This is a genomic window from Herbidospora yilanensis (assembly GCF_001570565.1).
Taxonomy (GTDB): Bacteria; Actinomycetota; Actinomycetes; order Streptosporangiales; family Streptosporangiaceae; genus Herbidospora; species Herbidospora yilanensis.
The window spans coordinates 10,714-33,842 of the sequence record NZ_BBXE01000038.1 but is presented as its reverse complement, the minus strand read 5'-3'; the positions used below and the strand labels follow the sequence as shown (position 1 = coordinate 33,842).

Genomic DNA, 23,129 nt, shown 5'->3' with positions numbered 1-23,129 from the left:
GGTCACGGGCCTATCCGGGAAAATAGGGGTTGGCCGCAGGTGGCGCGGACAGGCACATTCGGCGAAACACCCTCAGGGAATCGGGATTCGCGGATGACCACCATGCCGATCGTCGAAATCGAAATGGATCACCGGGCTCCTTCGGTCCGGCTGGCCCGGCTGCTCGACCCCGGTTCGGTGGTGCCGCTGCACGCCGACGACGACAGTGGGGTCCAGGCCGTGTGCGGGCGGGTGGACGGTTCGGTGGTCGTCGCGTACTGCACCGACGCGACCCGGATGGGCGGCGCGCTCGGGGGAGCGGGCGCGGAGCGCGTCGTCGAGGCCATCGGCGCGGCCGAACGGCTCGGCTGCCCGGTGATCGGGTTGTGGCACTCGGGCGGGGCGCGCCTGGCCGACGGTGTCGAGTCGATGCACGGGGTGGGGCGCATGTTCGCGGCGATGACCAGGGTGTCCGGGGTGATCCCGCAGATCTCGGTCGTGCTGGGCCCGGCCGCGGGGGCCGCCGCGTACGGGCCCGCGCTCACCGACATCGTGATCATGGCCGAGGACGCGCGGATCTTCATCACCGGTCCGGAGATCGTCCGCAGTGTCACGGGGGAACGCATCGACATGGCCGGGCTCGGGGGTCCCGAGGCGCACGGCCGCAAGTCGGGGGTCGCGCACCTGGTCGCGGGCGACGCGGACGAGGCGTACGAGCAGGCGCGCCGGCTCACCGGCATCTTCACCCGGCCCGGGAGTTTCGACTTCGGCGCGCTCGCGGAAGGCCGCGACCTGGCCGCGATCCTGCCCGGCTCGCCGCGCCGCGCGTACGACGTCCGGCCGCTCGTGCACGCGATCGTCGACGAGGGATTCCTGGAGTTGCAGCCCCGCTGGGCCGGCAACATCCTCGTCGGCCTCGGCCGGCTGGGTGGGCGTTCCGTGGGCGTGCTGGCCAACAATCCGATCCGTAAGGGCGGATGCCTGGACACGCTCTCCGCAGAGAAGGCGTCCCGGTTCGTGCGGATGTGCGACGCGCTCGGCGTGCCGTTGGTGGTGGTGGTCGACGTGCCCGGGTATCTGCCCGGGATCGCCCAGGAATGGGATGGTGTCGTCCGGCGCGGCGCGAAGCTGCTGCACGCCTTCGCCGAATCGGTGGTGCCCCGGGTGACGCTGATCACCCGCAAGTCGTACGGCGGCGCGTACATCGCGATGAACTCGCGCTCCCTCGGCGCCACCGCGGTCTTCGCGTGGCCCAACGCGGAGGTCGCGGTCATGGGGGCCGAGTCCGCCGTCGGCATCCTGCACCGCAAGGCGCTGGCCGCCGCGCCCGAGGACGAGCGCGCGGACCTGAAGGCGCGGCTCACCCAGGAGCACCTGCGCGTCTCCGGCGGAGTCGAACGGGCGCTCGCGCTCGGCGTCGTCGACGAGGTCATCTCGCCCGACACCACCCGGTTCCGCCTGGCGGAGGCCCTGGACCGGGTCCCCTGCGAGCGCGGGCGGCACGGCAACATCCCGTTGTGAGTCATCCGATGCGCGCGAGGGTGGCCGGCAACTCCGTCCGGCGGGACACGTTCAGCTTGCGGAAGACGCGGGTCAGGTGCTGCTCGACCGTGCTGACGGTGATGTACAGCCGGGTGGCGATCTCCAGGTTCGTGTGACCCTCGGCGGCCAGTTCCGCCACCCGGCGTTCGGCGTCGCTGAGCGGCGCGGGCACGCCGGCCGCCGGGTCCCTGCGGGCCAGGGCCCGGGTGAGCGGCTCGGCGTGGCACTCCCTGGCCATGGCGCGGGCCCGCTGCTTGAGCATCCCGGCCCTGCGGTGGTCGCCGACGGCATGGTAGGCCTCGGTGAGGTCGGCCAGCAGGCGGGCGTACTCGTAGCGGTCGCCGCCCTCCTGGAGCGGGTCGGCGGCCTGGCGCAGGAGCGACGGGCGCTGGTGGACCTCGCTGACGGCGGCCAGCAGGCGTAACGCCGAACCGCGGACCCGCTGGGACCGGGGCCCGCAGCGGGAGAGCTGCTCCTTCACGAGTCGCCTGGCCTCCTCTTCCTCACCCAGCGCGATCAGGGCCTCGGCGGCGTCCAGCCGCCACGCGATGAACCCGGGGGCGTCCAGGTCCCATCGCGTCATCAGCTCGCCGCACAACCGGAAGTCCCGCAGGGCCTGGCCGGGACGGTCGGCCGTCAGGTTGAGCCGGCCCTTGCCCCGCAGGTAGTGCAGGCCGTACCGGGTCTCCAGCATCGCCTCGGGGACGGGCAGGTTGAACTCGGGCAGGCAGTCGTCCGGCCGGCCCATCGCGGCGCCGGCCAGCAGCAGGGTGCCCAGCGGCCCGCCCACGGCCACCCCCCAGCTCCCGGCGGGGATGATCTCCAGGGCGCGCCGCGCGTCCCCGGCCGCCGCGGCCAGGTCGCCCTCCCGGAGGCGGATCTCGGCCCGGATGGCGGACAGGCGGGCCTGGCGGCTGGGCGCACGGCGGGCTTCGGCCTCGGCGATGAACGCGTCACACCACGGGGCGGCGCGGCCGGGGCCGTCGGTGTAGGTCAGCGCCAGCAGCGCCGTCTCCACCGTGTCCATGGTCACCTCGTCGAGGCGGCAGCCGCGCAGGATGTGCTCGGCGGCGGTCATGGTCTCGTCGCTGGGGCCGTCGGTGAGGACGTCGGCGAGCACGTCGGCGGACTGGATCCGGCGGCCGACGCCGAGGGCCGGGGCGGACGGGACGCCGACCTCCGGCAGGTGCGGCAGGAACGAGGGGTAGAGGGCGCGGAACCACGGGCGGGCGGCGGCGAGCTCGGCCGCGGTCTCCCGGTCGGGTTCGCCGAGTTCGCGCAGCTCGCGCAGGCGGCCCAGGACGTCGAGGGCGTCCCGGGTGTGACCGTGCCAGAGCAGCGCCTTGGCCAGGACGACGGTCTCTCCGCCGCCGAGGTGGCCCTTGTGCAGGGCGTCGGTCAGCCCGGCGAGGTGGCCGGCGGGCGTGCCGGGGTCGATCCGCCATTCGGCCCGGACCAGCGCGGTGCCGATCCTGGCCCGGCGGCGCTCGTCGCCGCAGGTCCGCCAGGCCAGTCTGAGGTACTCGATCGCGGACTCCACGCCGTCGTCGCGGAGCGCGAGCCGGGCCGCCTCCTCCAGGGCCGACAGTGCCCACGGGTCGCCCGCGTGGCTGGCCTGCAGGAGGTGGCCGGCCACGACGTCGGCCGACGCGCCGTCCCGGTGGGCCAGTTCGGCGGCGCGGCGGTGCAGGTGGATGCGGTCGACGGCGTCCAGTTCGGCCAGGACGGCCGAGCGCGCCGCCTCGTGCCGGAACCGGCCGCCGTCCAGCAGCCCGGCTCCGGCCATCGCCTGGAGCGACTTGGCGACGACGGCCTCGCTCTCGCCGAGGCCGAGCAGGCGGCTGATCGAGCCGGGCTCGCCCAGCACCGCCAGGCCGTACGCCGCCTCCTGCGCGCACGGCCCCAGCCTGCGCACGCACGCCAGCACCGCCTCGCCGTAGCGGTCACCGGGGGCGCCGGTGACCTGGAGGTCTTCCAGCAGGGCGTCGACGAGCAGCCGGTTGCCGCCGCTCAGCGTGTGGACGAGCGCGCCGAACCGGTGGGCGTCGTCGCCGAGCCGGGCGTCGACGCCGTCGCGGGACAGGTGGGTGAGCCGTACCGGACGGCAGTGCGGTTGCCTGAGCACCTCGGTGTGGAAGAGAGTGCGCAGGTGGGGGCTGTGGTCGGGGGTGCTGAACACCAGCATCACGTTGGCGAACCTGATCCGCCTGGCCAGATAGGCCAGGCACAACTGTGAGGCGCGATCGGCGTGGTGCACGTCGTCGACGGTGATCACCAGCGGGCAGCGCCCGGCCAGTTCCAGCAGGACCACGCAGAGGGCGTCCACGATCTGCGCGTCCACGTGCTCGATCGACTCGGCGCCCGCGTCGCCGGCGAGTTGCCTGCGGGCACCCTCGTGCAGGAGGCCGAGCATGGCGGCCCGCTGCTCGTCCGGCAGCGGCGCGTGGGTCAGAAGCTGGGACAACACGCCCAGCGGCAGGCCGCTCTCGGCCGGCGAACCGGTGGCCGTCAGCGGCAGCGCGCCCTGGTCGAGGGCGTGCTCGGCGATCAGGTACAGCAGCTCGCTCTTGCCGGTCGCCACCGCGCCGGTGACCATCGCGATCCTGCCCTTGCCCGCGACCGCCTCGGCCAGCAGCACCCGCAGCGTGGCCATGCCCTCATGTGTGTCGTCCACTGTCGTCCCCCTGGTCAGTGCCCGGCGGCGGCCAGGTGAGCGTTCATGTGTCCGTCCCTGGCGAGCCGGTCGGCGGCCGCGCGGACCGCGGAGAAGGCCGCCGCCGCGACGTCCCTGTCGATGCCCGCGCCCCAGGCGACGGCTCCGCCGCTGCGGCACTCGGCGTAGATCACGGTCTCGCCGCCGGACCTGACCGCCTGGTCGGGGGTGAGATCGTCGTTGTCGAGCGGCCGTCCGGTGCGGTGCACCACGTCGACCCGGATGCCCCACGGGCTCAGCACCGAGCCGAGGGCGCCGAACGCGTCGGCCTGGTCGCCGCCGACCTCGAACCCGCCGTCCACGTGCAGGGTCGCCGCGAGCGGTTCGCGGCCCACCGGGAGCGGGTCGGCCGGCTCGCCGCGGTAGAGGTACTCCTCGGAGAACAGCGCGCCGATCCGGTTCGGGCTCAGCTCGCCGCCGGCCGCGTCGGCGTGCCACTGCACCCGGGCGGACAGGTCGGCCTGCAGGCCGCGCGGCAGGTTCAGGCCGTGCCAGGCGCTCATCACGTACGCCACGCCGCCCTTGCCGGACTGGCCGTTCACCCGGACCACCGCCTCGTACGTGCGGCCCACGTCCTTGGGGTCCACCGGCAGGTAGGGCACCTGCCACGGCAGCGCGTCGGGGGGCGTGCCCGTCTCCGCGGCCTGCCGGACGCGGGCGTCGAAGCCCTTCTTGATGGCGTCCTGGTGCGACCCGGAGAACGCCGTGTAGACGAGGTCGCCGCCGTAGGGGTGGCGGGGGTGGACCGGCAGCCCGGTGCACCGCTCGACCGTGCGCCGGACCGTGTTGATCTCCGAGAAGTCGACGCCGGGGTCGACGCCGTGGCTGTACATGTTCATCGCGAGGGTGACCAGGCAGACGTTGCCGGCGCGTTCTCCGTTGCCGAACAGGCAGCCCTCGACCCGTTCCGCGCCGGCCAGCAGGGCCAGCTCGGCGGAGGCGACCGCGGTGCCCCGGTCGTTGTGGGGGTGCACCGACAGGCAGACGTGCTCGCGCCGGGACAGGTTGCGGTGCAGCCACTCGATCTGGTCGGCGAAGACGTTCGGGAGCGACCGCTCGACCGTCGTCGGGAAGTTCAGGATGATGCCGCGCCCGCGTTCGGGCTGCCAGACCCGCATGACGGCCTCGCACACCTCCAGGGCGAAGTCGGCCTCGGTCTCGTTGAACAACTCGGGGGAGTACTGGTAGGCCAAATCGCAGTCGGGCAGCATGTGCTCGGCGTGGCGCATCATCGTCCGGGTGCCCTGGACGGCCAGGTCGCGCACGCCCGCCCGGTCGAGGTCGAACACGGTGCGGCGGAACAGGGGGGACGTCGCGTTGTAGATGTGCACGACCGCGCGGCGCGCGCCCTTCAGGGACTCCACGGTGCGCCGGATCTGGTCTTCACGGGCCTGGGTGAGCACGGTGATCGAGACGTCGTCCGGTATTCGGTCGCGTTCGATGAGCATTCGCACGAAATCGTAATCGCTCCGGCTGGCCACCGGAAAACCGATCTCGATCTCCTTGTAGCCGATCCCCACGAGAAGGTCGAACATCAGGAGTTTCCGCTCGGGTGTCATCGGATCGGCGAGTGACTGATTGCCGTCCCGCAGATCGGTGGAGAGCCATCGCGGCGCGGTGCTGATGCGGTTTCCCGGCCATGTGCGATCGGCCAGAACAAGGGGGGTGAATCCGGAATAGCGCTGGACACCTTTCATCGCCGTATTTCCTTTCCTGATGAATACCGGCGGGTAGAGGGAGCCCAGCACGGTCTGACCTGTGCGCTTACCAGTTGGCACCCTGGCGGCGCCGGAGCTTGATATCCGGCACGAGGTTCCCTAAGGTTGTGCTGGTTGAAAGTTGTACGATCCCTGTTCCGCTGGCCTCAAGCTAATAGGGGCCGCCGCGACCCGGCAAGAAGGGGTGTCGGCAGTTCGGGGAAAGTAGCCCCGAGTGGTAAGGGGGGTATCAAAAGTTGTATTCCCGCCTGCCACCCTCGGATTACCCCCCTTAACCGGGCTTCGATTCCGGCGTAACAATCGGTCATGGCGAGCACCTGGGTATCGGGCCGGGCATCCGGACCTTCCACCCTCAGACGCGCGGCGAGAGCGCTGCGATTCTGCGCGATCGAGGCCCGGCCGGCCGTTCTGGCCGTGTCCATGCTGAGATTCCTGGCGGGGGCGACGCTGGCACTGCCGGTCGCCGCCGCTCCCGACCCGGCGAAGGTGCTGCAGGGCGCCGCCGCCTGGGTGTTGTCGATCTTCGCGATCTATGTGGGCAACGGCGTCTCGGACGTCCACGAGGACCGGGTCAACGGGTCCCGCCGGCCGATCGCCCGCAATGACCTGGACCCGCGCACGGCGACCGCGGCCGCCGCGGTCACCGCGGCCCTGTCGCTTTTGGCGACCGCCGGGCTGCCCACTGCGATGACCTGGGTCATCGCGGCCAACCTGATCCTCGGGTACCTGTACTCGGGCGCGCCGTTCCACCTGAAGCGACGCTCCGGCGGCACCGTCGCGGTGCTCTGCGGCTCGGGGCTGCTGGCCTACTGGGGCGGGTTCACCGTGGTCGTCAACGGAGCGGACGGGGCCACGCCGCTCAGCCTGATCATGTTCGCGACGGCCGCGACCTGCTGGATGACGTTCGTCGGCGTCCCGGCCAAGGACCTGTCCGACATCGAGGGGGACGCCGCCGCCGGTCGGCGCACCATCGCGGTGATGTGGGGCGCGCGTGCCGCCAGGAACGTCATGTCGGCCGCCGCGCTGCTCCTGGCGGGGTCATTCTGGGTGGTCAGCGTGGTGCTCTCGGCGCCGCTCGCCGAGACCGCGCTGGCCATGTTCGCCGGAGCGGTGGCCGTCACCCTCGCGGGTCGCACCGCGCACGCCGACGCCGCCCGGCGGCGGCGGCGAAGGCCTTACCGGGCCTTCATGGCGACGCAATACGTGGTTCACATTACTGTCCTGTCCTCTAATATTGGGAAGGATATGTTGCTTTTGTGACGTAAGTGAGAGATTGTAGGCTCTCGCACGTCCCAAATCGAGAGGGACTTCCTTGGGTGCTGATTTCGGGGCGGAGAGTGATCCGGCGAGATTCGTGGATGCGTGCCGGGCCGAAATCCTCGAGGAATTCGAGTCGGAGCTGCACGCCACCGGCAACGCGCTCTCCACGGATCCGAACGCGGTTCGCCAGGCTCTTATGACGGCCCAGTACGTTCTCGACGACGTAGCCGCGACACTACGCTCCGGAAAAGTGCAGGTCAGCGAACTCTATAAGTTTCACGCCTGGGAAGTCGGCACCAGCAGGGCGGCTTCCAGAGTTCATCCGAAGGCATCTCTTGAGGCGGGCTCACTTTTTTTCAGGTCCGCGCTCACACATCTGGCGCGGCAAATTGCGGCCGGCTCCGACCACCCGACCGAGGTCTTCGCGCTGGTCGCCACCGGCATGGAGGAGAGCCTGTCGCGCCGGGTCAGGGAGGCCTCCGAGAGCTACCACGGGTTCCTGCTCAACCAGGTCCAGCAGGCGCAGGAGGAGGAGCGCCGCCGGATGTCGCGCGACCTGCACGACCGGATCGGTCACGGCGTCAGCGTCGCCCACCAGCAGCTCGCGTTGTCGGAGCTCCATCGCGTCACCGACCCCGCCAGGGCGGCCATCAAGATCGGGATCGCCCAGCAGGCGATCCAGGAGGCGATGGAGCACCTCCGCCAGATCACCTCGGAACTGCACCCGCAGGTGCGGGTCAAGAGCCTGGAGAAGGCGCTGCTCGGGTTCCTCGAAGCGATCGAGGACGACGGGGTGTCGGTCGGCCTGGACGTGAACGGCGACGAGTCGTGGGCCGAGCCGCGTGTCCTGGACGAGTCCTTCCTGATCATCCGCGAGGCGACCAGGAACGCGCTGACCCACGGCGGGCCGTCGATGATCCTGATGCGGGTCGACATCGCCCCGCACGAACTCCAGGCGTTCGTGCAGGACAACGGCCGGGGCTTCGAGCCGTCCCGGGCCCGGGGCCGCGGCGTGGGGCTGGCCTCGATGCGGGAGCGGGCCGAGCTGCTCGGCGGCCGGCTGGCGATCACCAGCGACCCGGGCAGCGGCTGCCGGGTCGACCTGTCCGTTCCGCTCAAGAGGCAGTCGCGTGAGCCCGAAGAGCTCTAGCGGGCGGATCTCGGTCGCGCTCGTCGACGACCACGCCCTGTTCCGCGAGGGCCTGCGCGAGATCCTCGAATCCACCGCCGACCTGGTCATCGCCGGCGAGGCGGGCAACTCCTCCGACGCCGTGCAGCTCGTGCGGGACACCCGCCCGGACGTGGTGCTGCTGGACGTGGAGATCCCCGGCGACGACGTGCTGGAGACCGTCACCCGGATCCGGACGTTCTCGCCGTCCACCCGGATCGTCATCCTGAGCATGTACGACGGCCCGCACCTTCTCACCCGCCTGCTGGCGGCCGGGATCAGCGGCTACCTGCTCAAGAGCATCCACCGGCACGAACTGCTCGCGGCCGTCCGCGGCGTGTACGAGGACCCGGGCCGGGTCGTGCTCGCCGTGTCCCGCGCCAGCCTGGCCCAGGTGGAGGGCCCGCAGCCGGGGGTGCTGACCGAGAAGGAGAAGGAGATACTGCAACTGGCCGCGCAGGCGCTGAGCAACCTCCAGATCGCCCGCCGGCTCGGGCTGGCCGAGGCGACCGTCAAGCGGCACATGCGGAACATCTTCGTGAAGCTCAACGCGGTCTCCCGGATCGACGCGGTCAACAAGGCGATGGCCGCGTCGCTGATCCCGGCTCAGATCAGGAGAGAGCCGGACTGATCCGCCGCCCCGGGCGGGAAGATCCGGCTGAGCTCGTCCCGGATGCCCGGGGCGAGCCGCACCTCGGAGGCGGCGAGGTTCATCTCCAGATGCACCTCGTCGCGGGTGCTCGGCACCGGGACGACATGGTCGCCCTGCGACAGCAGCCAGCCGAGCGCCAGCCGCCCCGCGCCCAGGTCCAGCCGGGCGGCGACGTCCTCGACCGCACGCAGGGAGTCCAGGCCGCGGCGCAGGCCGGCGGGACGGAAGCGGGGGTCGCGGCGCCGCCAGTCGCCGGGCGTGAGCTGGTCGGCGGACCGGATGCGGCCGGTGAGGAAACCCCGGCCGACCGGACGGGCGGCCACCACGCTGACGCCCAGCCGCCGGGCCTCGGCCAGCAGGCCGGGCTGGGCGCGCAGTCCCCACAGCGAGTACTCCACCGCGAGCGCGGCCACCGGATGGACGGCGTTTGCCTCGCGGAGTTGCCGCAGCGTCCCGTCGGACAGGCCGACATGGCGGATCTTCCCGGCTCTGACCAGGTCGGCCAGCCCGGACATGCTCTCCTCTACCGGGGCGTCCCGGCGTGGGGAGCGCAGGTAGTAGAGGTCGATGGCGTCCACGTCGAGGCGTTTCAGCGACGCCTCGCACGCCTGCGCGGTGCCGCTCCCGCGGGTGCAGACCACGATCTCCTTGCGGCGGCCCGCGACCGCCCGGCCGATCAGGCGCTCGACCCGGCCGTCGTCGTACAGGTCGGCGGTGTCGACGATGCTGACGCCGGCGTCCAGCGCGCGGCCGATCAGGTTGAGCGCGTCGCCGGGGTCCACCGACCCGTACGCCCCGGACAGCGCGAGGGTGCCGAGCCCGATATTCGAGATCACCGGGCCGTCGCGTCCGAGTCTCGTATAACGCAATTTCCCCCCTCGGCGAGCTCGTTGTCGGTCAAAGTCCGATCAAAAGCGTACAGTGACGGTTCGGCCGCTGCCGCTCTCAGGGAGAAATAGGGGAATCCCAATCGGGTGGCGGGGTGGTGGTTAACAGGGGGGTGCTAGGGGTGCCGGGACGGCGGGGCCGCTCATTAGGTTCGGAGTCAGTGGAATCCGTGCGGGAGAGATTATGGAAATTGCTCGACATTATCTCTTCGAGAATATATGGGCCCGATGATGGACGGCGGTTTCATATTCCGGGTGCTCGGCCCCATGCAGGTCCTGCGGGACGGCGCCGAGTTGCGGATCTGCGCCAGCCGTGAGCTGGCGATACTGGCCAGCCTGGTGCTCAACGCGGGCCGCGCGGTCAGCGTCGACCGCCTGATCGAGACGGTCTGGACGGAGTCCGCGCCCTCCAGCGCGCGCCGCCAGATCGCCATCTGCGTGTCCCGGCTCCGCCGTGTCCTGGGCGCCGGCGTGATCGAGACCTCCAGCCCCGGCTACCTGATCCGCCCGGCCCCCGACAGCATCGACTGGCTGCGGTTCCAGTCCCTGGTGGCCCGCTCCCGGGGCGAGGCCGCGGGCAAGAACCGGGAGCAGGCGGTCCGGCTGCTGCGGGAGGCGCTGGCGCTCTGGCGCGGGAACCCCTTCGAGGACATCCGGGGCCTGCGCTACGACGTGGCCCGGATGGAAGAGTCCCGGCTGGAGGCCGCCGAGGCCTGCCTGGAGCTGGAGATCGAGCTGGGCCACCACCACCAGGTGATCCCCGAACTGCTGGCGCTGGTCGCCGAGCACCCGTTCCGTGAGCGGGTCAGGGCCCAGCTCATGCTGGCCCAGTACCGGGCCGGCCGGCGGGCCGACGCGCTGCGCACCTACCAGGAGACCCGCCGCTACCTGCGCGACCAGATCGGCCTGGAGCCCGGCCCCGCGCTGCGCCACCTGCACGAGCGCATCCTGCGCGACGAGTCCGGCCTGATGCGGCAGCCCGCCAACCGGGCCGGAACGGTCGTGCCGTCCCAGCTCCCGCCCCGGGTCCTGCCGTTCGTCGGGCGCGGAGAGGAGTTGGCCGCGCTGGACGCGGTGCTGCGGCCCGACCCCGAGGTGGCGCTGCCCGGCACGACCGTGCTGAGCGGCCCGGCCGGCATCGGCAAGACCGCGCTGGCGTTGCGGTGGGCGCACGACCGGGCCGACTGGTTCCCCGACGGTCACCTGTTCGCCGACCTGGAGGAGACCGAGCCCGCCGCCGTGCTGGGACGGTTCCTGCGCGCGCTCGGTGTGCCCCGCGCCGACATCCCCGCCGACCGCGACGAGAAGGTCGCGCTGTTCCGAAGCTGGACGGCCCGCCGCCGGATGGTCGTGGTGCTGGACCGGGCCAGGGACGCCGCCCAGGTGCTGCCGCTGCTGCCCGGCGGCGCGAACTGCCGGGTGATCGTGACCAGCACCGACCCGCTGGACGAGCTGGTGGCCCGGCAGGGCGCGCACCGCGAGTTCGTCCGGCCGCTCGCCGCCGAGGCCGCCAGGGAACTGGCCGGTCTGCTGGCCGGACCGGCCGGGGCGCAGGCCGTGACGGATCTGCTGGCGCACTCCTGCGGCAATCCGCTGCGGTTGCGGATGGGGGCCGCCCGGATCCGCTCCCGAGCCGTGCCGGTCACCGTGTCGGGCACCGTGCCGGTCACGTCCGGGACAGGATGACGTCGAGCGCCTTCTCCAGTTCGGCGTGGTCGGCGCCGCGGGTACGCCAGCCGACATGGCCGTCGGGCCGTACCAGGACCGCGCCCTGCGGGCCGACGCCGTACGCCTCGGCCCACTCCGCCGAGTCGATCTCCACGACCTTCACCCCCGGCGCCGCCGCCCATCCGCTGCCCGGCGCGGTGAGCAGCGTGAACGCCGGGCCGAGCAGGTCGAGCGTGGACACGCCGGGTGAGACCCAGACGTGCGGGGCGCGGTGGCCCGGACGGGCGGTCGGCACATACGTCCGGTACGGATCGGCCGGCGCGGGCTCCGGCGTGCCGTCCGGGATGACGGCGGCCGAGTCGTAGTGGAAGCCCAGCACCAGTCCCTCCGACCCGCGCCGCCCCGCCTGCTGCTCGATGGCCTCGTGCATGGACAGCCGCCCGGCCATCATCTGGAACGTGATCATGGCGTTGACCAGGCTCTCGTCCACAGTGCGCACCGCGATCGGGCGGCGTTCCTCCGCGTAGGTGTCCAGCAGTCGCGGGCCGGCCTCGCCGCGCAGGACGGCGGCCAGCTTCCAGGCCAGGTTGTGCGCGTCCTGGATGCCGCAGTTCATGCCGAACCCGCCCTGCGGGGTGGCCACGTGCGCGGCGTCCCCGGCCAGGTAGACGGGGTCCCTGGCGAACTCGGCGGCGACCGCGGCCTGCTGGAGCCAGGGCATCACGCCGACGATGTCGACCGGGACGTCGGGGATGCCGATCGCCGAACGCACGGCGGCCAGGCAGTACTCCTCGGTGAAGTCGTCGGCGCTGCCGCCTCTGGCGGGGTCGTACCCGGTCTGCATGATCCAGCGACGGCGGTTGTCGACCGCCTCGATCGCGCCGCCCGGGGTGCTGCGGACGAAGGAGAGGGCGGCGCGGCGGTCGGGCGGCAGGAAGCCGAAGTCGGCGTCGAACATGATGCTGACCATGTGCCCGAGCGGGGGCGGGCCTTCCATGGCGATGCCGAGCCGCTCGCGGATCGTGCTGCGGCCGCCGTCGGCGGCGATCAGGTAGCGGGCCCTGACCCGGGTGGCGGCCCCGCCCGCGACCAGCGTCGCCTCGACCCCGTCACGGTCGATCCGCAGGTCGGTCATGGTGGTGCCGAAACGCACGTCGGCGGCTGACCCGGCGACCCTGCGCATGATCACTTCGAGGACGTCCTGGGAGCACAGATAGGTGTAGGTCGGGCTCTGCGCCGCGTCCTCCGCGATGGCCGCCGCCTTGCGCAGGTAGTCGGCGGCGCTCAGCGAGGTGCCGACGCCGACCGCCAGCACGCCCTCGCGCGGCATGCCGGCCCGCTCCACCTCGTCCTGGATGCCCCAGGAGCGCAGGATCTCCATCGTCCGGGTGGACACGAGCCGCGCTTTCGGGAAAAGAGATGTATCCGGATGTTTTTCGACAAGTAACGAAGATATTTCATGCCGGGACAACTCGATGGACGCCGCCAGCCCGACCGGGCCGCCGCCGACGATCAGAGTCTCGACGTTCTCGACGCCTGGTTCATCCACGGAGCCAGAGTCATATATCCCCTAATACACGTCAATCCTGGGATAACCCGGTGATACAGGCGTGATATCGCACCTTAGTAGTTTGATTCTGCAAGTTGCAGACTATTTCCGAGTGTGATTTTCGAATCCCACGAATCTGGAGGCGATGATGCTGTTTGCCGAAGGCTCCGTGGCCCTGGTTACGGGGGGCTCCCGCGGAATCGGCCGGGCCGTCGCGCTCGACCTCGCCGCGGAGGGCGCGCACGTGATCGTCAACTACGCCCGCTCCGAGGCGGACGCCAAGGAGGTCGTAGCCCTCATCGAGGAGCGCGGCGGCACCGCGACGGCCGTACGCGCGGACGTCACCGACGAGGACGCGGTGCGGGCCATGTTCCGCGAGGTCCGCACCGTCCGGGGCCGCCTGGACATCCTGGTGACCAGCGCCGGCATCACCCTGGACCGCTACCTCGTCGCGATGAATCTGGAGCAGTTCCGCACGCCGATGGACGTCAACATGCTCGGCACGTTCCTGGCCTGCCGGGAGGCCCTGCGGCTGATGCAGCACCAGCGCCGCGGCGCGATCGTGACGTTGTCCTCCACCAGCGGCCTGGACGGCGGCTTCCCCGGCCAGACCAACTACGTGGCGTCCAAGGGCGCGATCATCGCGTTCACCCAGGCGCTGTCCAACGAGGCCGCCCCCCACGGGGTGCGCGCGAACGTCGTCGCGCCCGGTTTCGTCGCCACCGACATGACCCGAAAGGTGCCCGCCGAGATCAGGAAGCAGTACGAGTCCCGCATCCGGCTGGGCCGGATGGGGCGGCCCGAGGAGATCGCCTCGATCGTCAGCTTCCTCGCATCCGACAAGGCGTCCTACATCTCCGGCTCTGTCGTGGTCGCCCACGGCGGCGGCCTCGGCTGAAGAACCCAACCTGGAGGACAGATGACCGTCGACGAGCTACGCGCCAAGGCCGCCGAGCGTCAGCAGACGTGCAGCCAGATCAAGAAGATGATCGTGTCCCGCCTCGACCTGGAGGTCGACCCCGACTGGATCACCGACGACCAGCCGCTCTTCGGGCGCGGCCTCGAACTCGACAGCCTGGACGTGCTGGAGCTGTACGTCGCGATCGAGGCCGAGTTCGGGGTGGCCCTGTACGACAGCGAGATGGCCGTCTTCGGCTCCATCTCCCGCCTCGCCGACGAGGTCGATCCGCGGCTCGGGGCGACCGCATGACGATCGTGGCGGCGGCCCCCGTCACCGGGCTGAGCAACGACCAGATCCGCGAGGTGCTGCCGCACCGCTGGCCGATGCTGCTGCTGGACCGGGTCGGCAGGGTCGAACCCGGCGTGAAGGGCACGGCGACCAAGAACGTCACCGGCACCGAGTTGTGGTTCCAGGGCCACTTCCCGACCGAGGCGGTGCTGCCTGGCGTGGTGATGATCGAGGCCATGGCGCAACTCGCCGGCCTGGTCTTCGCCCTGGCCGGGGCCAGCCGCATCAGCTACCTGGCCGGGGTCAGGTCGATGCGGTTCCGCCGCCCCGTCGTCCCCGGCGACCGGCTCAACCTGACCGCCGAGCGGACCGGAGGCGGCGCGGGCTTCGCCGAGTTCCGGGTCTCGGCCCGGGTCGACGGCCAGGTCGCGGCCGAAGGAATCCTCACCATCGTCGATCCGGCGGGCAACGCCGCCGCAGGAAAGGTGTGACCAGATGACGCTCACGCACCCCGAGGACACCGTGTACGGCCAGGTGGGCGACGCCACCGTCCCGCTCCGCTTCGGCGACCTGTCGGCCGAGTACAAGGTGCTCAGGGAACGGGCGGTGGCGCTCGACCTGAGCGGCCACACGCTGATCGAGATCAGCGGCCCGGCCGCGGTGGACTTCGCGCAGCGGGTGCTGGCCCGCGACGTCGAGTACCTGACCTCCGAGCGCTGCATGATGAGCCTGGTGCTGGACGACGACGGGCGGGTCGTCGACCAGGTCCTGGCGTTCGGCCGGGAGGACGGCCTGCTGCTGGAGAGCTCGGTCGGGGCGGGCGCCCGGCTGCTTGAGCATCTGCGCGCCGTCGGCGACGAGGGCGTGGAGATCGCCGACCGTTCCGCCGACCTGACCGTGATCGGTCTCGAAGGCCCGTACGCGTGGGGCGTGGTCGGCCGCCTGATCGACGGCGAGCTGGCCTCGTTGCCCTTCGAGGCGGTGTCGGACACCGTGTGGAACGACGTCGAGATCATCTTCGCCCGGACCGGGTTCACCGGCGAGTACGGCTACCAGATGATCGTGCCGGTCGAGTCCGCCGCCGACCTGTGGCTGGCCACCCTGGAGCACGTCACGCCCGCCGGGCAGGAGGCGCTGGAGCTGGCCATGCTGGAGGTGCGCCAGCCCATCCCCCGGCTGGAGACCGCCGGCGACGTCAACGTGATCGAGATCGGCGCCAACTGGCTGGTCGACGTCACCAAGGACGAGTTCGTCGGCAAGGAGGCCGTGCTCGCCGCGTTCGAGTCCCGGCAGGGCCGCAGGACCGTCGGCTTCTCCGGCGGCGACACCGTGCCCGAGCCGGGCGCGCGCGTCCTGGCCGGCGGCGAGGACATCGGTGAGGTGGTGTTCGCGGTGCGCAGCGTCGGCCTCGGCACGACGCTCGGCCTGGCCAGGGTGGAGGCCGGGCTGGCCGCCGCCGGGCTGGAGCTCACCGTGGAAGGCGCCGGGGTGACCACGCTGACCAGCCCTTACATCGTGCCCAAGAGCTGGAGCATTCCGATCATCTGATCGGTTCCGCCAGGTAAGGAGATCCAGTATGGCGCTGCGGCCCGTCGTCGTCACCGGCCTGGGAGTCATCTGTGCCATCGGCCGAAACCCCGAGGAGTTCTGGCACCGGCTCACCGCCGGCCAAGGCGGCCTCACCCCCATCCAGGACCCGGCCTTCGAGGTCTTCGAGGCCCGGTACGCCGGACAGGTCCCGGACGAGTGGGTCACCGGGCAGTTGCCCGAGCCCGACACCGCCCTGGACCGCACCGCCGGGCTCGCCCTGATCGCCGCCCGCCAGGCGATCGCCCAGGCGGGGCTGACCGGCGTCGACGCCACCCGGTTCGGGATGATCCTCGGCAAGTGCCAGGCCACCCCGGACGCGGCCGGCCACTACCAGCCCATGCACCACACGCAGGACGTGATCGCCGACCGGCTGGGCATGCGCGGCCCCCGCATCCTGGTGTCCACGGCCTGCGCGGCCGGCGGCAACGCGGTCGGGCTGGCCAAGGACAAGATCCGCGCCGGGGAGGCCGACGCCGTCCTGGCCGGCGGCGTCGACCCGCTCCTGTTCGGCACCTACGCCGGCTTCGCCGGGCTCAAGGCCCTGAGCACCGGCCCGTGCCGGCCCTACAGCCACTCCGACGGCCTGAACCTCGGCGAAGGAGCCGCGTTCCTGCTGCTGGAGCCGCTGGACCTGGCGCTGGCCCGGGGCGCGGTCCCGCTGGCCGAGGTCGCCGGGTACGGCCTGTCGGCCGACGCCTACCACGCCACCGCCCCCGACCCCACCGGCCGCGGCGGCGTCTCCGCGATGCGGCGGGCGCTCGCCGACGCCGGTCTGACCACCGACGACGTCGGCTACGTCAGCGGGCACGGCACCGGCACCCCGGCCAACGACGCGATGGAGGCCAAGGTCATGCGCGCGGTCTTCGGGCCGCGCGCCGGACAGGTGCCGACCAGCAGCATCAAGTCGTTCGTCGGCCACACCCTGGGCGCGGCCGGCGCGGTCGAGGCGGTCGCCGCCGTGCTCGCCCTGCGGGACGGCATCGCGCCGCCCACGATCGGCTTCGACGCCGACGCCGTGCCGGGCGACCTGGACTTCGTGCCGAACCTCGCGCGCAAGTTGTCGACCGACACGGTCGTCTCCAACAACTACGCGTTCGGCGGGAACAACGTCTCGCTGGTTCTGACCACGCCGGGCCCCGACCGGGAGTGGGCGGAACCGGCGCCGCGCGAGGTCGTGATCACCGGGCTCGGGCCGGTCAGCGGGCTCGGGGCCGGGATCGCCGAGACCACCGAGGCCGTCCTGGCCCGCCGCCACGCGCTGGGCGCGCGGCCCTCCCTGGAGGGACGGACGTTCGCGCCCCGCTCCCTCTGGCGGCACATGAACAACCTGTCCAGGATGGCCATCGCGGCCGCCCGGCTGAGCTGGGAGGACGCCGGGCTGAAGCTGCCCAGGAAGGAACTCGACGACGTCGGGCTGGTGTTCGCCACCGGCGCCGGGTCGGCGGAGAGCACCGGCGGCTTCGACGACAGCATCGCGGCCAACCCGAACAAGCCGGCCGTGCTCAGCTTCTCCAACGTGGTGCTGAACGCCACCGGCGGCGCGGTCTGCCAGACCCTCGGGCTGCGCGGGCCGACCACGACGATCTGCAACGGCGGGGCGTCGGCGTCGATCGCGCTGACCTGCGCGGTGGAGATGATCAGGGACGGCAAGGCGGACGTGGTCCTGGTGGTGGCCGCCGACGAGCACGTCGGCGTGGTGCCGCAGGACGTGTTCGTGTCGCCGTACGACCGGGATTCGGGACGGGTGCCCGGGTCGGCGGCGGTCGCGTTCGTGGTGGAGGCGGCCGACCACTGCGCGGCGCGGGGCGGCAGCCCCTACGCGCGGATGCTGGGCGCCGGCCACGTCAGCGGCCCCTTCGACGGGCTCACCGGGCTCGCCGGGCTCACCGAGCCGCTCGACCTGGTGGTCGGCGCGGCCACCGGGGGCGACGACGACGCCGAGGAGGCCGCCTCCGTGCTGGCCGCGCTGCCCGGCGTGCCGCTGACCGCGTCGGCCGGGCTCACCGGCGACTGCCAGGCCGCGACCGGCGCCCTGAACATCGTGCTGGCCGCGCTCGCGATCAGGGACGGGGTCGCTCCCGCCCTGACCGGGCTGGCCACGCCGGTGGCGGGCGGGCTCGCCGACTACCTGAGCCGACCGGACCTGCCCGAGCCGGCCCGGCGGGCGCTGGTGCTCAGCTCCGCGCCCGGCTCGGTGCGCGGCGCCGTCCTGCTGGGGGCGATATGACCCTCTTCGAGGTGAGCGAGACCGACCGGCTGCTGACCACGACCCGGTCCGTACGCCGCCGCCTGGATCTGGACCGGCCGGTGCCCAGGGAGATCGTCGAGGAGACCCTGGAGATCGCCGTCCAGGCGCCCACCGCCAACAACCACCAGAACTGGCGCTGGCTGGTGATCAGCGAGCCTGCCGTCAAAGAGAAGATCGCCGAGATGACCCGGGCGTCCTGGTTGTTCCACCGCAACGACGTGTGGACCAACGCGGGGCGGCGGCGGAACACGGCGCAGGCACGCCGCAACAACGAGTCGGTGGTCGCGCTGGCCGAGACGATCGCGCGGGTGCCGATCCTGGTCATCCCGTGCGTGCTCGGCCGCCCCCCGGACATCGAGGCGATCGACGCCGCCTGGCGGGAGCGCATGTCGACCAAGCCGCCGGAGGACCCGGGCCATCACGTCCGGCTCGGCCCGATGCGGGCCAGCATCTTCTACGGCTCGATCTTCCCCGCCATCTGGTCCTTCCAGCTGGCGCTGCGCAGCCGTGGCCTCGGCAGCACGATCACCTGCATGCACATCCCGCACGAGCGGCAGGTCGGCGAGCTGCTGGGCATCCCGTCCGGGGTGACGCAGGTCTGCATGATCCCGGTCGCCTACACGGTGGGCACCGAGTTCCGCCCGGCGGACCGGATCGGCGCGAAGGAACGCACGTACTGGGAGAGGTGGGAGGCATGACCGATGTCGTGATCGTCGGAGGTGGCATCGCGGGCGCGTCGGCGGCCTGCAAACTGTCCGCCGGTGGGCTCAAGGTCGTGCTCCTGGAGAAGCAGCGGGCCTACCACGATCTGGTCCGCGGTGAGTGGCTGGCCCCCTGGGGCATCCGCGAGGCGCAGCGGCTCGGCGTCTACGACTGCTTCGGAGCGGGCGGAGCCTGGGAGATCCGCGAGTGGATGACCTGGGACGAGGCGGTCGACGACGACGAAGTGGAAGCCGTGGACATGACCGGGTTCATCCCCGGCATCGGCGGCCCGATGTCGTTCCCGCACCACGCGGTGTGCGAGCTGATGGCCGCCCAGGCCGTCGGTTCGGGCGCCCGCCTGGTGATGGACGCCTCCCGCATCCACGTCACCGCCGGACGGGAACCCGTCGTCACCTACCGGACCGCCGAAGGCGAGCACGAGATCCGCCCGAGGATGGTGCTCGGCGCGACCGGCCGGGGCTGCACCGTCGGACGGCAGATCGGCGTCACCATGCGCAACTCCATGCACCACTGGGGCGGCGGCATGATGGTCGAGGGCCTGGACGCCTGGCCGGCCGACGTGCAGGCCATGGGCACCGAGGGCGACGTCATGTTCATGGTCTTCCCGCAGGGGTACGGCCGCGCCCGCCTCTACCTGAACTTCCCCGCCGAGAACAAGCTGCGCTACCGGGGCGAGGGCGGCGTCGAACGATTCCTGGCCGCGTTCGAGCTCGACTGCCTGCCCGACCGCGGCAAGGCCGTCACCGAGGCCGTTCCGGCCGGGCCGCTGTCGGTGTGGCCGTCGGTGTCGAGCGTGCCGGAGGGGCCGCCGCTGGCCGAGGGCGTGGTGCTGATCGGCGACGAGGCCGGCAACGCCGACACCGTGCTCGGCACCGGGCTCTCCTGCGCGATGCGCGACTCCCGGACCGTCTGCGACATCCTGCTCGGTTCCGACGACTGGTCGCCGGCGGCGTTCGAGCCGTACGTGCGGGAGCGCGAGTTCCGGCTCGACCGGCTCGCGTTCGGCGCCGACATCGTCAGCCGGCTGCACGTGGAGTTCGGCGAGGAGGCGGTGGAACGCCGCCGCCGGGCCCGCCGGTTGATGGCGAAGAACTTCGCCGCCCAGGTCACGGGCCTGCTGAACATGGTGGCCCCCGAAGATGTGCCCGAATTCGGCTTCAGCGAGTTCTTCGCGGAACGGTTGTTCAGGGAGACGGCATGACTGAGAAGAAGACGGTGCGCGTCAACGACGTCGACATCGCCTACGTGGACGAGGGCGAAGGCGACCCCGTCATCCTGCTGCACGGCTACCCCGACTCCTCCTACCTGTGGCGGCACCAGATCCCGGCGCTCGCCGAGGGCGGATTCCGGGTGATCGCGCCCGACCTGCGCGGCTTCGGCGACTCCTCCAAGCCGCAGGAGGTCGAGGCGTACGGCATGCAGACGATCGTCAACGACGTCGTCGCGCTCACCACCAAGCTCGGCATCCGCCGCCCGCACGTGGTCGGCCACGACTGGGGCGCGGCCATCGCCTGGATGTACGCGTTCCTGATGCCCCGCAGGATCGACCACCTGGCCGTGTTGTCCGTCGGCCACCCCGGGGTGTTCGCGAGGCCGTCGATCGAGCAGCGCGCGGCCTCCTGGTACATGCTGCTCTACCAGTTCCCCGGGGTCAGCGAGGAACTGCTGCGCCGCAACGGCTGGCGCCTGTTCAAGGAGATCATGGGCAGGGACGGCGACCACGACCGCTACCTGCGCGACATGGCCAGGCCCGGCGCGCTGACCGCCGGCCTGAACTGGTACCGCGCGAACCGCTCGCCCGAGGCGGAGCTGCGGCCCGCCCGGCCGTTCCCGCCGGTCCTGGCCCCGACCCTGGGCATCTGGGGGGCGGGCGATCAGGCGCTGCGCGAGGAGGGCATGCTCGGCTCGGCCAAGTTCGTGAAGGGCCCCTGGCGGTACGAGCGGGTCGAGGAGGCCGGCCACTGGATTCCGCTCGACGCCCCCGACGTGGTCAGCAAGCTGCTGCTGGGCTTCCTCGGCACGGAGGACTCGGCCCAGGCCGAACGACGCCCGCGCAGGCGGCTCTGATGCTCGGCTACCTGTTCCCCGGTCAGGGCACCGTCCGGGTCGGCATGGGCGCCTGGTTGCGCCGCCGGCCGGTCGCCCGCGCCGTGCTCGACGAGGTGGACGAACTGCTGACGTGGCCGATCTCGGCGTTGTGCGTGCGCGGCCCGCTGGATCGGCTGGTGGCCACCGAGCACGCGCAGATCGCGGTGACCGCGTGCAACCTGGCGGCGCTGGCCGTACTGCGGGAAGAGGGTTATGAGCCGGGCGTGGTGGCCGGTCACAGCGTCGGCGAGCTGACCGCGCTGCACGCGGCCGGGGTGCTCGGGCTGGCCGACACGGTCCGCCTGGTGGAGACCAGGTCGCGGCTGATGTCGCGGGTCGGCGTGACGGGCGGGATGCGCGCGGTGATGGGCCTGCCGGTCGAGCGGGTCGAGGAGCTGGCCGCGCTGGCCGCGACCCCGGCCGAGCCGCTCGTGGTCGGGCTGGAGAACGCGCCGGGACACGTGGTCGTCTCCGGTTCGACGGCGGCGCTGGACCGGCTGACCGGCCTGGCCACCGACGCCGGCAAGATCGTGCAGCTCTCGGTGGGCAACGCGTTCCACTCGCCGCTGATGGCCGCGGCCGTGCCGGGGTGGGCCGAGGCCGTCCGGGCCGCGCCGATGACGGCGCCCAGGGTGCCGGTCGTGCCCAACGTCACCGGCAGGCCCACCGAGGACCTCGACGTGCTCAGGGACTCGCTGATCGCCCAGCTCACCGGCCGGGTCCGCTGGACGGACACGGTCACGGTGGTGGACGCGCTCGGGCTCGCCGTCGAGGTGGGCGACAGCAAGGTGCTGGCCGGGTTGTCCCGGCGGGCCGGCGCGCGCTGCCTGAGCATGGCCGACCCCGGCACGCTGCGCCGGCTGGCCAGGGAGCTCGCGGCATGAGCCGGTGGGGCAGCGCCATGGTCGCCTTCGCCGGGCTCACCCGGCCGCAGGACCTGCTGGACGGCATGCGGCTTGAGGACGTCTACACCCCCGCCGAACGGCTGCGCTCCGGCGCCGGCCGGTCGCTCCAGCACTGGGCCGGCCGGTTGGCCGCCAAGCGCGCCGTCCTGCGCCTGCTCGACGTCCCGCCGACGGCCGAGCATCTGGGCCAGGTCGAGGTCCTGCCCCGGCCCACCGCGGCCTGCGCCCGCACCGCCGCCTGCAACGACGGCCATCCCCCTTTCGTCCGGCTCGGCCCCGCCCTCGCCACCCGGATCGACCGGAGCGTCCGGCTCTCGCTCAGCCACGCGTCCGGCCGGGCCCTGGCGATGGCCGTGGCCTCGGCCGGGCTCCCGGAAGACGTACCGGAAGGGGACGTGTGATGGACGCCGGGAAGATCGCCGAAGCGCATCTGGAGGCATGGCGGAACGCCGACCCCGCCGCCGTGGCCGCCGCCGTCACCGGGTTCCAGGACCCCGACACCGCCGGCTGGCTGAGCGGCGACGCGCTGGCCGCGCACGCGGCGGCCGTTCTGGAGCGATTCAGGAACCCGCGCCTCCAGGTCGAGCAGGTGACGGGAGACACCGGCGCCGTGACCGTCTGGTGGACCATCGAAGCCGACCACCGTGCCTCCTACCTGGGCATCCCCGGCGTCGGCGGGGTCGTGAAGATCGCCGGGACCGACCTCGTCACCGCCGATGGGCGGGTCAGGCGCTCCTTCGACCGGCTGGCCGTCGCCGAGGCGCTCGGATACCGGGCCGCCTTCGTGCCGGCCGCCGACGAGGTGCGCGAGTTCGGGGTCAGCGCGCGGGCGGCGAGCAACCGGACCGACCGGCCCGGCGCGTTCACCCTGACCTGGCTGGAGGTCCGCGACCCGGCGGAGGCCGCCGAGGTGGACCTGCTCAGCGTGGAGATCGTCAAAGGGCTGCGGGCCTCCAAGGGCTTCCTCGGGGTCACCACGTTCGACATCGGCGACCGCAAGTACACACTCGCCGCCTTCGACCGGCCGGAGTCCGTGCGTGCCGTGCACGCCCGCCCGCACCAGCGGGCGGTGCGCAGGTTCTTCAAGGCCGGGCTCTGCACCCGGGGCCTGGCCGGCGTCCTGATCCCCGAGGCCATCCGCGAGTACGCCCGCTGCGCCGACTGCGGCACCGTGGTCAGGCTCGGCGACGGCGCGGCCTGCGGCTGCGGGTGGACCCCCGGCGACGTCCCCCTACTTTGACGGGAGCAAC

General features: G+C 72.2%; 20 protein-coding genes. 16 read left to right on the top strand and 4 right to left on the bottom strand.

From position 1 onward, the window contains the following. Window positions 1–102 precede the first annotated feature (102 nt). Entirely contained in the window at window positions 103–1,500 is a 1,398-nt protein-coding gene (locus tag AW273_RS29400) for an acyl-CoA carboxylase subunit beta (protein ID WP_269750267.1), read from the top strand. A gap of 1 nt (window position 1,501) precedes the next feature. Here AW273_RS29400 and AW273_RS29395 read toward each other — a convergent pair whose 3' ends face one another. Next, on the bottom strand, window positions 1,502–4,195 hold the full coding sequence (locus tag AW273_RS29395) for an AAA family ATPase (protein WP_232327659.1): 2,694 nt from the start codon (window positions 4,193–4,195) through the stop codon (window positions 1,502–1,504). A 14-nt stretch (window positions 4,196–4,209) separates the two neighbouring features. Then, a complete protein-coding gene (locus AW273_RS29390) occupies window positions 4,210–5,931 on the bottom strand; it encodes a 2-isopropylmalate synthase (protein ID WP_062355088.1) in 1,722 nt (573 codons plus the stop codon). 441 nt (window positions 5,932–6,372) lie between these two features. Here AW273_RS29390 and AW273_RS29385 point away from each other — a divergent pair, with 441 nt between their 5' ends. The 3 genes from AW273_RS29385 (at window position 6,373) to AW273_RS29375 (ending at window position 9,011) form a co-directional block, all read left to right on the top strand. Further along, window positions 6,373–7,212, top strand: coding sequence for a UbiA family prenyltransferase (locus AW273_RS29385; protein ID WP_062355085.1), 840 nt, complete (start codon window positions 6,373–6,375; stop codon window positions 7,210–7,212). 442 nt (window positions 7,213–7,654) lie between these two features. After that, window positions 7,655–8,362 carry a sensor histidine kinase gene (locus AW273_RS38195; RefSeq protein ID WP_062355082.1) on the top strand — a complete coding sequence of 236 codons (708 nt, stop codon included), beginning with the start codon at window positions 7,655–7,657 and terminating at the stop codon, window positions 8,360–8,362. Then, window positions 8,343–9,011 carry a response regulator gene (locus tag AW273_RS29375; RefSeq protein WP_062355080.1) on the top strand — a complete coding sequence of 223 codons (669 nt, stop codon included), beginning with the start codon at window positions 8,343–8,345 and terminating at the stop codon, window positions 9,009–9,011. Before AW273_RS38195 ends, AW273_RS29375 begins: the two co-directional genes overlap by 20 nt. Here the strand turns inward: AW273_RS29375 and AW273_RS29370 are convergent. Further along, the gene (locus AW273_RS29370; protein ID WP_062355077.1) at window positions 8,987–9,901 is read right to left on the bottom strand and encodes an aldo/keto reductase; all 915 of its coding nucleotides are present in this window, start codon (window positions 9,899–9,901) and stop codon (window positions 8,987–8,989) included. The two genes, AW273_RS29375 and AW273_RS29370, sit on opposite strands and share 25 nt — an antisense overlap. 285 nt (window positions 9,902–10,186) lie before the next feature. On the opposite strand from AW273_RS29370, the gene AW273_RS29365 reads away from it, so the two are divergent. After that, complete coding sequence (locus AW273_RS29365; protein ID WP_198168424.1) at window positions 10,187–11,605, top strand: AfsR/SARP family transcriptional regulator; 1,419 nt, start codon at window positions 10,187–10,189, stop codon at window positions 11,603–11,605. On the opposite strand, the gene AW273_RS29360 is transcribed toward AW273_RS29365, so the two are convergent. Beyond that, on the bottom strand, window positions 11,586–13,136 hold the full coding sequence (locus AW273_RS29360; protein WP_062355075.1) for an FAD-dependent monooxygenase: 1,551 nt from the start codon (window positions 13,134–13,136) through the stop codon (window positions 11,586–11,588). The genes AW273_RS29365 and AW273_RS29360 overlap by 20 nt on opposite strands. 148 nt (window positions 13,137–13,284) lie before the next feature. Here AW273_RS29360 and fabG point away from each other — a divergent pair, with 148 nt between their 5' ends. The 11 genes from fabG to AW273_RS29305 are packed head-to-tail and all read left to right on the top strand — an operon-like array spanning window position 13,285 to window position 23,119. Beyond that, window positions 13,285–14,034, top strand: a complete 750-nt coding sequence (gene fabG / locus AW273_RS29355) for a 3-oxoacyl-ACP reductase FabG (protein WP_198168423.1) — start codon at window positions 13,285–13,287, stop codon at window positions 14,032–14,034. A gap of 21 nt (window positions 14,035–14,055) precedes the next feature. Further along, on the top strand, window positions 14,056–14,346 hold the full coding sequence (locus AW273_RS29350) for an acyl carrier protein (protein ID WP_062355072.1): 291 nt from the start codon (window positions 14,056–14,058) through the stop codon (window positions 14,344–14,346). Further along, a complete protein-coding gene (fabZ, locus tag AW273_RS29345; protein ID WP_062355069.1) occupies window positions 14,343–14,816 on the top strand; it encodes a 3-hydroxyacyl-ACP dehydratase FabZ in 474 nt (157 codons plus the stop codon). Before AW273_RS29350 ends, fabZ begins: the two co-directional genes overlap by 4 nt. 4 nt (window positions 14,817–14,820) lie before the next feature. Beyond that, complete coding sequence (locus AW273_RS29340; RefSeq protein WP_062355066.1) at window positions 14,821–15,873, top strand: aminomethyl transferase family protein; 1,053 nt, start codon at window positions 14,821–14,823, stop codon at window positions 15,871–15,873. Window positions 15,874–15,901: 28 nt separating this feature from the next. Further along, complete coding sequence (locus AW273_RS29335; RefSeq protein ID WP_062355063.1) at window positions 15,902–18,142, top strand: beta-ketoacyl-[acyl-carrier-protein] synthase family protein; 2,241 nt, start codon at window positions 15,902–15,904, stop codon at window positions 18,140–18,142. Next, window positions 18,139–18,861 carry a nitroreductase family protein gene (locus AW273_RS29330; protein ID WP_062355060.1) on the top strand — a complete coding sequence of 241 codons (723 nt, stop codon included), beginning with the start codon at window positions 18,139–18,141 and terminating at the stop codon, window positions 18,859–18,861. The genes AW273_RS29335 and AW273_RS29330 overlap by 4 nt, the downstream gene beginning before the upstream one ends. Further along, window positions 18,858–20,087 (top strand): FAD-dependent oxidoreductase, encoded by a 1,230-nt coding sequence (locus AW273_RS29325; RefSeq protein WP_062355057.1) that lies wholly within the window; start codon window positions 18,858–18,860, stop codon window positions 20,085–20,087. Before AW273_RS29330 ends, AW273_RS29325 begins: the two co-directional genes overlap by 4 nt. Then, entirely contained in the window at window positions 20,084–20,953 is an 870-nt protein-coding gene (locus AW273_RS29320; protein WP_062355054.1) for an alpha/beta fold hydrolase, read from the top strand. Before AW273_RS29325 ends, AW273_RS29320 begins: the two co-directional genes overlap by 4 nt. Further along, window positions 20,953–21,858, top strand: a complete 906-nt coding sequence (locus AW273_RS29315; protein WP_062355051.1) for an ACP S-malonyltransferase — start codon at window positions 20,953–20,955, stop codon at window positions 21,856–21,858. The genes AW273_RS29320 and AW273_RS29315 overlap by 1 nt, the downstream gene beginning before the upstream one ends. Further along, window positions 21,855–22,280 carry a holo-ACP synthase gene (locus AW273_RS29310; protein ID WP_062355048.1) on the top strand — a complete coding sequence of 142 codons (426 nt, stop codon included), beginning with the start codon at window positions 21,855–21,857 and terminating at the stop codon, window positions 22,278–22,280. Before AW273_RS29315 ends, AW273_RS29310 begins: the two co-directional genes overlap by 4 nt. Further along, on the top strand, window positions 22,280–23,119 hold the full coding sequence (locus AW273_RS29305; RefSeq protein ID WP_062355046.1) for an ester cyclase: 840 nt from the start codon (window positions 22,280–22,282) through the stop codon (window positions 23,117–23,119). The genes AW273_RS29310 and AW273_RS29305 overlap by 1 nt, the downstream gene beginning before the upstream one ends. Window positions 23,120–23,129: the final 10 nt, after the last annotated feature.